This window comes from Paenibacillus sp. GM2FR (genome assembly GCF_002803325.1).
In the GTDB taxonomy this organism is placed as follows: Bacteria; Bacillota; Bacilli; order Paenibacillales; family Paenibacillaceae; genus Paenibacillus_AQ; species Paenibacillus_AQ lautus.
This window is the reverse complement of the sequence record NZ_MKZM01000008.1, coordinates 961,642-973,997: the sequence shown is the minus strand read 5'-3', so window position 1 is coordinate 973,997 and position 12,356 is coordinate 961,642. Positions and strand designations below refer to the sequence as shown.

At 48.3% G+C, this 12,356-nt stretch carries 12 protein-coding genes; 3 read left to right on the top strand and 9 right to left on the bottom strand.

What is annotated here, in order from left to right; all coding sequences use genetic code 11:
• Positions 1 to 18: 18 nt before the first annotated feature.
• The 7 genes from PAEVO_RS04705 to pdhA all read right to left on the bottom strand — a co-directional run bounded on the left by PAEVO_RS04705 (position 19) and on the right by pdhA (position 8,317).
• On the bottom strand, positions 19 to 1,506 hold the full coding sequence (locus PAEVO_RS04705; RefSeq protein ID WP_100536492.1) for a glutamate synthase subunit beta: 1,488 nt from the start codon (positions 1,504 to 1,506) through the stop codon (positions 19 to 21).
• A 342-nt stretch (positions 1,507 to 1,848) separates the two neighbouring features.
• Positions 1,849 to 2,337, bottom strand: coding sequence for a dihydrofolate reductase (locus PAEVO_RS04700; protein ID WP_100536491.1), 489 nt, complete (start codon positions 2,335 to 2,337; stop codon positions 1,849 to 1,851).
• A 61-nt stretch (positions 2,338 to 2,398) separates the two neighbouring features.
• Positions 2,399 to 3,193: a thymidylate synthase gene (thyA, locus tag PAEVO_RS04695; RefSeq protein WP_100536490.1), complete on the bottom strand. Its 795-nt coding sequence runs from the start codon at positions 3,191 to 3,193 to the stop codon at positions 2,399 to 2,401.
• A gap of 145 nt (positions 3,194 to 3,338) precedes the next feature.
• Positions 3,339 to 4,754, bottom strand: a complete 1,416-nt coding sequence (lpdA, locus tag PAEVO_RS04690; protein ID WP_009589200.1) for a dihydrolipoyl dehydrogenase — start codon at positions 4,752 to 4,754, stop codon at positions 3,339 to 3,341.
• Between the two features lie 3 nt (positions 4,755 to 4,757).
• Positions 4,758 to 6,077, bottom strand: coding sequence for a dihydrolipoamide acetyltransferase family protein (locus tag PAEVO_RS04685; RefSeq protein ID WP_100536489.1), 1,320 nt, complete (start codon positions 6,075 to 6,077; stop codon positions 4,758 to 4,760).
• A gap of 29 nt (positions 6,078 to 6,106) precedes the next feature.
• On the bottom strand, positions 6,107 to 7,084 hold the full coding sequence (locus tag PAEVO_RS04680) for an alpha-ketoacid dehydrogenase subunit beta (protein WP_100536488.1): 978 nt from the start codon (positions 7,082 to 7,084) through the stop codon (positions 6,107 to 6,109).
• A gap of 165 nt (positions 7,085 to 7,249) precedes the next feature.
• Positions 7,250 to 8,317, bottom strand: coding sequence for a pyruvate dehydrogenase (acetyl-transferring) E1 component subunit alpha (gene pdhA, locus PAEVO_RS04675; protein WP_100539322.1), 1,068 nt, complete (start codon positions 8,315 to 8,317; stop codon positions 7,250 to 7,252).
• A 256-nt stretch (positions 8,318 to 8,573) separates the two neighbouring features.
• Here pdhA and PAEVO_RS04670 point away from each other — a divergent pair, with 256 nt between their 5' ends.
• On the top strand, positions 8,574 to 9,302 hold the full coding sequence (locus PAEVO_RS04670; RefSeq protein ID WP_100536487.1) for an alpha/beta hydrolase: 729 nt from the start codon (positions 8,574 to 8,576) through the stop codon (positions 9,300 to 9,302).
• Positions 9,303 to 9,602: 300 nt separating this feature from the next.
• On the opposite strand, the gene PAEVO_RS04665 is transcribed toward PAEVO_RS04670, so the two are convergent.
• Positions 9,603 to 10,067 (bottom strand): low molecular weight protein-tyrosine-phosphatase, encoded by a 465-nt coding sequence (locus PAEVO_RS04665; RefSeq protein WP_100536486.1) that lies wholly within the window; start codon positions 10,065 to 10,067, stop codon positions 9,603 to 9,605.
• 80 nt (positions 10,068 to 10,147) lie between these two features.
• Positions 10,148 to 10,795, bottom strand: a complete 648-nt coding sequence (locus PAEVO_RS04660) for a trimeric intracellular cation channel family protein (protein WP_100539321.1) — start codon at positions 10,793 to 10,795, stop codon at positions 10,148 to 10,150.
• 136 nt (positions 10,796 to 10,931) lie between these two features.
• Here PAEVO_RS04660 and PAEVO_RS04655 point away from each other — a divergent pair, with 136 nt between their 5' ends.
• On the top strand, positions 10,932 to 11,576 hold the full coding sequence (locus PAEVO_RS04655) for a thiamine diphosphokinase (RefSeq protein ID WP_100536485.1): 645 nt from the start codon (positions 10,932 to 10,934) through the stop codon (positions 11,574 to 11,576).
• Between the two features lie 268 nt (positions 11,577 to 11,844).
• Complete coding sequence (locus PAEVO_RS04650) at positions 11,845 to 12,339, top strand: C40 family peptidase (RefSeq protein ID WP_100536484.1); 495 nt, start codon at positions 11,845 to 11,847, stop codon at positions 12,337 to 12,339.
• The last annotated feature ends 17 nt before the right edge of the window (positions 12,340 to 12,356 follow it).

Genomic DNA, 12,356 nt, shown 5'->3' with positions numbered 1-12,356 from the left:
GCATATTTAGGAGAAGGATTAAACCAGTACGGTCGCACCCATTAAATATTTGTCTACCTCGCGCGCCACCTCACGGCCTTCGTTGATGGCCCATACCACGAGGCTTTGTCCGCGGCGCATATCTCCGGCGGCAAATACTTTATCCACATTGGTCGTATATTTGCCGTACGGCGCTTTTACATTGGAACGGCGATCCGTTTCAAGTCCAAGCTGCTCGACCAGCGTATGCTCCGGTCCATCAAAACCGATAGCGATGAACGCCATTTGAGCAGGAAATACTTTTTCCGTACCCGGAATCGGTTGATACACTTTACGGCCGGTTTCATCTACAATACGCTCGATTTGAACGGTATGAAGTTCTTTCAGATTGCCCTCTTCATCCCCGACAAATTTCGTCGTCATAATGGAGAATTCGCGTGGATCGTTGCCAAACAGTGCTTTCGCTTCCTCATGTGCGTAATCGAGCGTGTACACATTCGGGAACTGCGGCCAAGGGTTTGCAATGGGGTCACGCTGCAGCGGAGCCTGTTTATGCGTACCGAACTGGGTGACGCTGCTGCAGCCGTGACGGAGCGCTGTAGCGACGCAGTCGGAGCCGGTGTCGCCGCCGCCGATGACAATGACGTCTTTATCTTTTGCCGACAAGTAGTTGCCGTCTTCAAGACCGGAATCCAGCAGACTCTTGATGGTTCCGTTCAAATAATCCATTGCATAGTGAATGCCCTTGAGGTCACTGCCCTCAATATTGAATTCACGCGGCTTTGTAGCACCGCCGCACAGGACAACGGCATCATAGTCTTCCATCAGCTGCTTGGCGGGAATGTCCTTGCCGATCTCGGTGCTGACAACGAATTCGACGCCTTCAGCCGCGAGCAGATCTACACGGCGCTGAACAATACCCTTGTCCAGCTTCATGGATGGAATCCCGTAAGTCAACAGGCCGCCGATCCGGTCGGCACGTTCATAGACGGTTACGGAATGGCCTGCTTTGTTCAGTTGAGCAGCTGCAGCCAGCCCTGCCGGACCGGAACCGACAACGGCTACGCGACGTCCCGTGCGCTTCTCAGGCGGCTCGGGAACAACCCAGCCTTCTTCAAAGCCCTTGTCGATGATCGCTTGCTCGATGGATTTAATCGTAACCGGCTCCCCGATCAAACCGACGGTACAGGAACCCTCACAAGGGGCAGGACATACGCGTCCGGTAAACTCAGGGAAGTTGTTTGTTTTGTGGAGACGCTCCAAAGCTTCTCTCCATAAGCCCCGATATACAAGATTGTTCCATTCCGGAATCAGATTGTGAATCGGGCAGCCCGAAGTGCCGCCGAGCATATCGATTCCTGTATGGCAGTATGGCGTACCGCAGTCCATGCAGCGTGCTCCCTGGGTCTGGAGCTCTTCTTCTTCTAAATGTTTATGAAACTCTTCCCAGTCTTTAACTCGTTCTGCCGGGCTCCGGTCTGCCGGAAGCTGGCGCTGATATTCCATAAATCCTGTTGGTGTAGACATACTGCTTTTACCCCCATCCGTTCTATCCATGCTGGTTACCATGTACAATTTATCATATCATAAATCATCCGACATCGATCTTCAGATGACCCAAGAAACAGGTTTCAGTCTGATTTATTTTTTCTATTTATGCTAAAAAATTTTTTATCAGAGCTTGAACCCCCACGATTAGCGGCTATTTAAGCAGCGATTTGTATAAACATTAAAAATATAGTAGCATTTCGCTTTTCACCTGTTAAATGGACTATATGCATGATCATTTGTATTATCCTACTATCAAAGCGTTGTCAACATGAATGGATTAGGGTATGTCTATCCCTTGAAAGCTCACCATCAAGCTCTTTATTTTCGTTCAAACGTAACAAACCGGTAGGCATACGGATTTTTCTCGTCCGTTATGCCGGGAATTTCTTCGATAATTTCCCATTCATCCCAGTTCACTTCGGGGAAGAACGTATCCCCTTCAAAAGTCTCATCAATAAACGTACAGTACAGTCGATCCGCTTTCGGAAGCATCAAATCATAAATCTGCGATCCGCCAATGACCATCAGCTCTTCGTTCTCCGCATAGGGAAGGGCTTCATCCATATCATGGATCACGATGCCCTGATCGTCCGACAGCGCGAAACTTTTGTCTCTCGTGAGCACGATGTTCTTTCGGTGAGGCAGCGGTTTGCTGCCAAAGGAATCCCAAGTCTTGCGCCCCATCAGAATGGTTTTATGCAGGGTTTTCTCCCTGAAGTAGGCCATATCCCGCGGCAAACGCCAAGGCATCGTACCGTTCAGCCCAATTACTTGATCCTTGCCCATTGCCCATATCATGGATATCATTGCACACTCACTCCTTCCTTGTACGAATGGATTTTACCGAATATGACTCACAACTTTTTATTTACACAGCTACGGTCGCTTTAATGGTTGGATGATACTGGTAACCCTCGAATTCAAAGTCTTCGAATGTATAATCAAAGATGCTCTCCGGCTTGCGCTTGATGACCAGCTTCGGCAGCTCATAAGGCTCGCGTTCAAGCTGCGTTTTGACCTGTTCCATATGATTGGAATAGATATGCACATCGCCCCCGGACCAGATGAATTCACCTGGCTCCAGGCCGCACTGCTGGGCAACCATATGGGTAAGCAGCGCATAACTCGCGATGTTGAACGGCAGTCCGAGGAAACTGTCCACAGAACGCATAGTAAGCATACAGGAGAGTTTCCCGCCCGCCACGTAGAACTGGAATACAAAATGGCATGGAGGCAGCTTCATGTTATCGATCTCTGCCACGTTCCAGGCACTGACGATATGCCGCCGGGAGTCAGGATTGTTTTTAATCGAATCGATGACATTGGCAATCTGGTCGATATGGCGTCCATCCGGCGTTTCCCAGGCTCGCCACTGCGAGCCGTAAACCGGCCCCAAATCACCGTTCTCATCCGCCCATTCGTCCCATATCCGCACGCCGTTTTCTTTTAGATACCGGATGTTTGTTTCCCCGCTTAAGAACCACAGAAGCTCATGTATTACCGATTTCAGGTGAATCCGCTTGGTTGTCATCAGAGGGAAACCTTTGGCAAGGTCAAAACGCAGTTGTCTTCCAAATACGGATAACGTTCCCGTTCCCGTGCGGTCCCCTTTCTCTACTCCATGATCAAGTATGTCTTGCAGCAGCTCCAAATATTGTTTCATGTATAGTCACCTCACTAGAATCTCATATCAACAGTCTATCATGTTCGTGGAATGTTTGGGATGCAAAAAAACAGGAGGCAGAAACCGCCTGCGCGTTCTCTGCCTCCTGGCCGAATATATAATGACTCGAAAAATACGTCTTGGATTAACGGGCAATGATGTGGATCGGATGACCCATAACCAATTCCGCAGCTTCCATTACGATTTCGCCAAGCGTCGGATGCGCATGGATGGTCAAGGCTACATCTTCAAGCGTAGCGCCCATCTCAATCGCAAGACCGAGCTCTGCAATCAGGTTGGAAGCTTCCAGACCTACGATTTGCGCTCCAAGAATAAGTCCTGTTCCTTCTTCAGCCACGATCTTCACGAAGCCTTCCGGATGGTTCAAGGATACGGAACGTCCGTTACCAGCGTAAGGGAATTTGCCAGCTTTCACTTTATGGCCTTTTTCCTTCGCTTGAGCTTCGGTGTAACCTACGCTGGAGCATTCTGGATCTGTAAACACAACCGCTGGAATACATTTGTAATCCACAACGGAAGGCATCCCGGAAATGGCCTCAGCAGCCACTTTACCTTCATAGGAAGCTTTGTGTGCAAGCGCCAGACCGGACACGATATCCCCGATTGCGAAGATATGAGGAATGCTGGTGCGTCCTTGATGGTCAACTTTCACGAATCCGCGCTCATCCATATCGAGGCCGATCAGGTCCAGACCGAGCTCTCCGTCCGTGTTGGGACGACGGCCAACTGTAACCAGCAGGTAATCTGCTGTTACTTCTTTGGTTTCGCCATTCACGGAGTATTTCACGGTAACTTCTTTATCGTTTTGCTCAGCACTTTCAGCTTTAGCACCTGTGATAATTTCGATACCGGTTTTCTTCATGTTTTTCGTAACGAGGCTTGTCATGTCTTTGTCAAAGCCAGCCAGAACGCTGTCCAGACCTTCGATGATCGTTACTTTGGAACCGAATTTGGAGTACATTTGACCAAGCTCGGCACCGATGTAGCCGCCACCGATTACGATCATGCTTTTCGGTACCTCAGGCAGGTTCAATGCTTCGGTAGAAGACAAGATGCGTCCGCCAAACGGGAATGGCTTCAGTTCGATTGGGCGGGAACCTGTAGCAATAATGCAGTTCTTGAAGCGGTAACGCGGAGATTCATGATCATTGAATACACGCGCTTCGTTTTCGTTGATGAACATACACTCGCCGTTGAAAACTTCCACTTTGTTGCCTTTCAGCAAACCGGCAACGCCGCCAGTCATTTTTTTGACAACGCCGTTTTTGAATTCCTGCGTTTTTGCAAAATCAACGGTTACGTTCTCCACGGAAATACCGAAGGCATCGGCATGCTTAGCGGATTCAAACTGATGAGCTGCAGCGATCAAAGCTTTGGAAGGAATACAACCACGGTTCAAGCAAACACCGCCGAGTTCCGATTTATCAACGATCAGAACCTTTTGACCCAGTTGGGCGGCACGAATCGCCGCCACATATCCACCAGGACCAGCACCAATGACTAGAGTATCAATATCTAAAGAAGCATCTCCAACTACCATTAGTTACACCTCCATAACAAGCAGCTCAGGGTTAGCGAGCAGTTGTTTAATATAGTTCATAAAGTTTTGAGCCGTTGCGCCGTCGATGATACGGTGGTCAAAGCTCAAGGACAATGCCATAACAGGTGCTGCTACAATCTCGCCGTTCTTGACAACCGCTTTTTCGCTGATGCGGCCGGTACCGAGAATAGCAACCTCTGGGAAGTTGATGATTGGCGTAAAGAACATACCGCCTGCGGATCCGATGTTCGTGATGGAAATCGTGCTGCCCTTCATTTCGTTAGGGGACAATTTGCCTTCACGACCGCGAGCAGCCAGGTCACGGATGCTGTCAGCGATCATCCAGATGCTCTTACGATCCGCATCTTTGATAACCGGTACGATCAGACCGTTGTCTGTATCTGTAGCGATACCGATGTTGTAGTATTTTTTGTACACGATTTCGTTCGCTTCTTCGTCGATCATTGCATTCAAAGCAGGGAATTGACGGATAGCCGCAACGAGTGCTTTAACGATGAACGGCAGATACGTAACTTTCGTGCCTTTTTTCTCCGCGATCGGTTTCATGCGGGTACGGAACGCTACCAGCTCGGTTACGTCAACTTCGTCCATGATCGTAACGTGAGGAGCTGTGTAAGCCGATTTAACCATGGCATTCGAGATCGCTTTACGGATGCCTTTGAATGGTACGCGCTCTTCTTCTGCACGAGTATCCACCGCTGCGGATGCTGCAGGAGCTGCTTTTGCTTCGGAAGCTGCTTCTTGCGCTGGAGCTGCTGCTGCTTGGCCTCCACCGTTTTTGAAGGCTTCAACATCTTCGCGAGTCACTTTACCGTTGTTGCCTGAGCCCTGCACTTGTGCAATGTCTACTCCTTGCTCGCGAGCGAATTTACGCACGCTTGGCGTAGCCAGAACTTCACGGTTAGGTGCTGCTGGTGCTGCTGCTCCACCGTTTCCACCTTGTTTAGCGTCAGCCGGAGCATCTTGAGCCGGGGAAGAAGTTGTATCCGCGCTGCCTTTCGCTGCGTCAGCTTCTTGCGCCGATTGCTCTTCAGCAGGAGCTTCCTGCTCAGGAATGTCGCCTTCAGCATCGATGATAGCAACCACTTCACCGACACGGCACACTTGACCATCCTTGGCAAAAACTTCTTGAACCGTACCGTTCACGGGACAAGGAACTTCTACGACTGCCTTGTCGTTCTGTACTTCCATGATGATGTCGTCGTCTGTTACTTTGTCGCCCGGCTTGATATGCATTTTGATGATTTCACCTTCATGCAGACCTTCACCCAGCTCTGGAAAACGATATTCAAATTTTGCCAACTGAAAAACCTCCCTAGAAATTGCTGCTATTAGAAATTCAATACTTTATTGACGGCATCCACGATACGTGCCGGAGTAGGCAACCAAGTGTCCTCGATTTGCGCGAATGGATACACAGTGTCCGGCGGAGTCACTCGAAGCACTGGAGCTTCCAAGTGCAGAATCGCTTTCTCGTTGATTTGAGCGATAACTTCTGCGGCTACGCCGGCAGATTTTTGCGCTTCTTGAACCACGATGGCACGGTTGGTTTTCTTAACCGAAGCAAGCACGGTATCGATGTCGATTGGAGAAATGGTGCGCAAGTCGATGATTTCCGCTTTGATTCCGTTCTTCTCAAGTTCGTCCGCCGCTTTCGTTGCGGTATGAACCATCAGGCCGTAAGCGATAATCGTAACGTCGGTTCCTTCGCGAACCACGTTAGCTTTGCCAAGCTCGACGGTGTAATCACCTTCAGGAACTTCAGCGCGGAACGCATGATACAGGTTCAAGTGCTCCATAAAGAACACAGGATCATTATCGCGAATCGCTGCGATCATGAGTCCTTTTGCATCATAAGGATTGGAAGGTACTACAACTTTAATACCCGGGGTTTGCGTGATCAAACCTTCGAGTGCATCGGTGTGCAGCTCAGCCGCTTTAACCCCGCCGCCGAATGGCGTACGGAATACGATTGGGGCGTTGTAACGTCCACCGGAACGGTAACGCATACGCGCTGCTTGAACAACGATTTGGTCAAGAGCTTCAAAGATAAATCCAACGAATTGAATTTCAGCGATCGGACGGAAGCCTTGAATACCGAGACCTACTGCCAAACCGCCGATAGCGGACTCAGCCAGCGGCGTATCGAATACGCGCTCTTCCCCGAATTCTTTTTGAAGGCCTTCCGTTACCCGGAAAACACCGCCGACATTACCCACGTCTTCACCGAAGATGACAACGTTAGGGTCACGGCTCAATTCAACGCGCATGGCGTCGCGAATCGCTTCTTTCATGTTCATTTGTGCCATTGCTTCATTTCCTCCTTAAGAAATACAGTTCACTAAAATTCCAGTGTTATGCCTTGCGGCTATATATCGATGTCAAAACGTTATTCAAAAACAGACCTGTTGCAGCCATGACAAAACCGGATGATTATCCAGGATCAACCTTTGACAATCATCGGCCCGTCATTTTTATTGGAAATCAGCTTTCTGCTCTTCCAGATGCTTCGGCGTTTGCTCGAACATGCTGTCGATCAAACCAGGTACCGTCATTTTTTCCGTTTGTTCTGCTTTTTTAATTTGCTCGTTGACTTTCGCTTTCGCTTCTTCTTTCACGCGAGCTGTATCTTCCTCTGTCCAGAGGCCTTTTGCTTCCAAGTACTTCGCAAGACGTGCGATCGGATCCTTCTCGTTCCACTCGCCCTCTTCTTCCTTCGTACGATATTTCGTAGCGTCGTCAGACAAGGAATGCGGACGGAAACGATATGTCACGGCTTCGATAAGCGTTGCGCCTTCGCCGTTGCGGCCGCGTTCTGCAGCATCACGAACCGCTTTGATTACCGCGAGAACGTCCATGCCGTCAACCTTAACGCCCTTGATACCGGCTGCTACAGCTTTATGTGCGATAGACAATGCTGCAGTCTGCTTGGAGAATGGAGTTGTGATTGCATAGCCGTTGTTTTGCACGAAGAAGATGACCGGCAGTTTGTACACGCCTGCATAGTTCAAGCCTTCGTAGAAGTCGCCTTCGGAAGAGCCACCGTCACCGGTATACGTAATAACCACTTGTTTTTGCTTCTTCAATTTGTAACCCATAGCGATACCCATGGCATGCAAGATTTGCGCGCCAATGATAATCTGAGGCATCAATACGTTAACACCCTCCGGAATTTGTCCGCCATGCTGATGTCCGCGGGAATAGAGGAATGCTTGATAAAGCGGAAGTCCATGCCATACGATTTGCGGCATATCACGGTAGCCCGGGCAAACAAAGTCGTCTTTTTCAAGCGCGAATTCGCTACCTACCATCGTTGCTTCTTGACCGGATACAGGAGCATAGAAACCGAGACGTCCTTGGCGGCCGAGATTTACGGCACGGTCGTCCCAAGTGCGGGTAAATACCATACGGTACATAATTTCTTTCAGTTGATCGTCTGACAATTCAGGCAGAAGATCTTTGTTTACGATTTTGCCATCCGGGGAAAGTACAGATAGAGTATCGACTTCCTCGGTATATACTTCATAAGGAACCTTGGTCATTTTTTTCACCTCAATAAATATTTGAATATCAAGTTCCGCTGTTATAGAATTATTATACACCTGTTTTACTCCATTCGTCAAAGAAATAGCAGATAAAATTTCATATTTCTTAACGTTTGTATGTATAACAGTTAATGAACAATACTATAACAGTATGACAAACATCATAGAACAGCAGCCAACTTCAACATGTCAGGGTAATTTTAACTTATTGTTTACCGCATTTCAAAAACTAACCCGAAAAAGGTGACGAATGATGACGAATGAACGTTTATTGAAGCGAACCATCGTAAAAGAAGTAATTGAAAGCCAGTTTCTGCAGGAGAATCGAACGCTGCGCATTTACCTTCCTCCCGGATACAATGAAATTCTCAGCTATCCCGTTGTTTACTGTCAGGATGGAGAGGAATTTTTCAATTTTGGCCGCATTGCGACTTGGGCCAATCAGCTCATTCTCGAAGAAGGCGTGGAGCCGTTTATCATTGTAGGCGTGGAAGTGAACACCAAAGTTCGCACCGAGGAATACGCGCCATTCGGCAACCGTTTCGACGCTTATCTGTCCTGCTTCGCCGAAGAGATTATTCCCTTCGTAGAACAAAAATATCCTGTGCGCAAAGAGCCTGCCGAAAGAGTACTCGCCGGCGACTCCCTTGGCGGAAGTGTCTCCGTGCATCTGGCCTTGCGTTACCCGCATCTCTTCACCCGAATCATCAGCTTGTCCGGCGCCTTCTATGAGAAGTCCCAGCATATGATCAGGGAAGAACCGGATTTGTCCTGGCTCGACATCTATATGATTGTAGGCTTGCAAGAAGACAACTATGCAACCGATACAGGTGTCTATAACTTCGTTGAATTGAATCGTGCAACAAAGGCATTGCTGGAAGAACGGGGTGCCACAATATCTTATCTTGAAAAAGACGGCCGCCACCTTTGGGGCTTCTGGCAAAAAGAGCTCCCTGCTGCTCTTATGTACTTCCTGGGCTAATCGATTGATTGGCAAAATCCATTGGCTATTTAAATGACCTGTTACAGCAAAATTCTTTGCCTGTCCCACCCGGACCTTACGCGTTACGCTTGAAAGCAGTTGGCAAAAAAAGAATACCCGTGAAGCAAAGTAAGCGCAAGCTATATGCCCTTTGCTTCACTTCAAAAAAAGATGAACAACCGCGCATTTTTTATGGAATGTGCATTGTTCATCTTTTATGTTCAGCAGCCCGTTCTTCTTGGTATCGCTTTCAATTATTTTCGTCAAAAAAGCGGTTGACTCACCGCTTGTTCGAATCGATTATAGCTTTTCTTTCATGATTTTGTCCAGTAAGATGTCACACCCCGCATCAATAAGACGGTACACTTCATCAAAATTTCCAGTGAAATACGGATCCGGCACCTCGCGCAGCTTTTCATCCGGCAGCAAATCCATAAACTTCAGAATCGCGGCATGGTCGCCTCCCGCTAGCTTGCGCAAATTCGCCACATTCGAATCATCCATGCCGATGACGTAATCGAACTTGACGAGGTCCTGGCTTTCCACTTTGCGAGCGACCATACCTTCGTAGCTGATTTGCCAGCTGTCCAGCAGCTTCCGGGTTCCTTCATGGGGAACGTTTCCGATATGCCAATCTCCTGTGCCGGCTGAATCCACGCTTATCTTATCCTGCAGTCCACGCTGTACAATTTTATGTCGCAGCACCGCTTCCGCCATCGGCGATCGGCAAATATTGCCCAAACATACAAACAAAACGGATACCATGGTCCTCTCTCCTTCACGCTATTCTTAATCGTCATTTCACGAAAAATTTCATACTCATGAATGACGTTGCCTACCTTCCATTATCCCGAACTGACTTTTTTTCCATTGGCTGCCGCAGGATGGCCCTCGTGCAGCGACCTTCTAGGCAACCTCCATTTATAAAGCACGGACAGCATCCGGAACACGATCACCACAACAAACAAAGTAAGCAGTTCCCATGTCTTGGTGGCTACACCAAGGCCGATGGCGACTCCTGCTATCATGGCCCAAACCGCATAGATCTCATCACGCAGCACCAGCGGTTTCCGTCCAGCCAATAAATCACGGACCATCCCCCCGCCGCTTCCGGTAAGCACGGCAGCCACAATCACCGCGCTCATGGGGTGATTCATTTGCGTAGCATATAAAGCCCCTTGAATTGCAAAGGCAGATAATCCGATCGCATCGAACAGAGCCTCCGTTTTCTTCCAGTGCTGGATCAAACCGAGCGGCAGCACAAACGCTACAAATACCGAAATCATCGCGAGCATGATTAAATCGCCCTGTCCCCACAGGGTGGTAACCGGCACGCCGATGAGTACGTTTCTTATAATACCCCCGCCGAAGGCTGTGACTAGACCCAGAACCACAACCCCCAAAATATCGTATTCCTCTTCCATAGCTACAAAAGCTCCGGACATGGCAAACGCAATGGTGCCAATGATACTGAATACGTCAAACACATGCATGTCCAAAATTCAGTTCCCCCGCTCCCCCGTCAATTTACATACTACATTGTAGCCGTGCCTATTAAAATTGTGCAAGCATGAAAACTGCTCTATACTAGAATACAATGACAATTCTCTCGAAAAAGGAGGAATTTATATGAACCATACTCGCGTCCTGATCTTTACAGGTGGGGAGTTGTCACCACGATTCCTGGATGAGGTTCAAAACGGGGACTTCATTATAGGGGCTGATCGCGGAGCCCTCTACCTGATTGAACATGGAATCAAACCGGACCTGTCCGTTGGAGATTTCGACTCCATTTCGCCAGGCCAAATGGATCGAGTACGATCCATGAGCGGCAAGGTGATTGACTGTGATCCCATCGATAAAAATTTAACCGACACCGAGCTTGCCTTCGAACTGGCACTGGAGCATTCCCCCGAATCCATCATGATTCTGGGAGCTACGGGCACGCGCCTGGATCACACACTGGCTAATATCCACATGCTGATTCGTGGGCTCCAGCATCATATCCCCTGTTCTATATTAGATGAGAACAATTTTATTACCCTGACAGGCTCCAGCTGCATTGTCGAGAACAAAGGGTTTACATATGTCTCCCTCCTGCCGTTGACTACGGAAGTTACCGGGATCCATCTCGAAGGATTCGAGTACCCGCTCCACGATGCCACTTTGCGATTGGGGCAGTCTCTTGGAGTTAGCAATAAGCTGGCCGAGGATAAAGGGACGGTCCGGATCGAAGGCGGTCTACTGCTCATTATTCAAAGCAAGGATCACTAATCGTTACTATTTTGTCATCTTTGATACGGTCATGTTAACAATCAAATTCATCGTTAAAAACCCTTGTGTATCAAGGGTTTTTTCTCGTTTTCAACTCATCGTCCGTACCCATTTCTTAATATTTTGTAACTTTTAATCATATTTTAATAATCCGCTTTCATTTCATGCGGCCCAAGGGTTTGCGCCGATTAACCAAAATATAGTCGGTTTCAAATCTGATATACTCGGTTCATCGCAAAAAACAAAACTGCTTGGAGGTAATAACAACATGAATCGACAGCATTGGATTAAGAAGGCCGTAGTAATCAGCTTGAGCGCAACTTTGGGTGTAGGAGCAGTTCTTACTGTTGCACCACCGGCTCCTGTAGAAGCAGCATCGGTAAGCACAGGAACTCGAGTCGTTAACTTCGGTAAACAATATATGGGAACACCTTATAAATTCGGAGCATCCACATCCACTACAAGAGTATTTGATTGCTCTTCCTTTATGAAGCATATCTTCAAAAAATACGGTGTGAATCTGCCTCGTACATCTGCTGCACAATCCAAAGTGGGTAAAGCGGTATCGAAATCGAACCTGAAAGCCGGCGATTTGGTATTCTTCTCGAGCGGAAGCCGTGCAAATGGCCGAAACGTGACTCACGTTGCCGTATATATGGGTAACAACAAAATTTTGCACACTTACGGCAAGCCTGGCGTAACAATCTCCAGCCTGTCCGGCAACTGGAGCAAAACTTACCTGAAAGCTCGTCGCGTACTGTAGTTTAATCACTCCATTGT

Coding starts and splice junctions, on each gene's coding strand:
- PAEVO_RS04705 (WP_100536492.1), bottom strand. CDS start 1,506: ATGTCTACACCAACAGGATTTATGGAATATCAGCGCCAGCTTCCGGCA.
- PAEVO_RS04700 (WP_100536491.1), bottom strand. CDS start 2,337: ATGATATCCATGATATGGGCAATGGGCAAGGATCAAGTAATTGGGCTG.
- thyA (WP_100536490.1), bottom strand. CDS start 3,193: ATGAAACAATATTTGGAGCTGCTGCAAGACATACTTGATCATGGAGTA.
- lpdA (WP_009589200.1), bottom strand. CDS start 4,754: ATGGTAGTTGGAGATGCTTCTTTAGATATTGATACTCTAGTCATTGGT.
- PAEVO_RS04680 (WP_100536488.1), bottom strand. CDS start 7,084: ATGGCACAAATGAACATGAAAGAAGCGATTCGCGACGCCATGCGCGTT.
- pdhA (WP_100539322.1), bottom strand. CDS start 8,317: ATGACCAAGGTTCCTTATGAAGTATATACCGAGGAAGTCGATACTCTA.
- PAEVO_RS04670 (WP_100536487.1), top strand. CDS start 8,574: ATGACGAATGAACGTTTATTGAAGCGAACCATCGTAAAAGAAGTAATT.
- PAEVO_RS04665 (WP_100536486.1), bottom strand. CDS start 10,067: ATGGTATCCGTTTTGTTTGTATGTTTGGGCAATATTTGCCGATCGCCG.
- PAEVO_RS04660 (WP_100539321.1), bottom strand. CDS start 10,795: ATGCATGTGTTTGACGTATTCAGTATCATTGGCACCATTGCGTTTGCC.
- PAEVO_RS04655 (WP_100536485.1), top strand. CDS start 10,932: ATGAACCATACTCGCGTCCTGATCTTTACAGGTGGGGAGTTGTCACCA.
- PAEVO_RS04650 (WP_100536484.1), top strand. CDS start 11,845: ATGAATCGACAGCATTGGATTAAGAAGGCCGTAGTAATCAGCTTGAGC.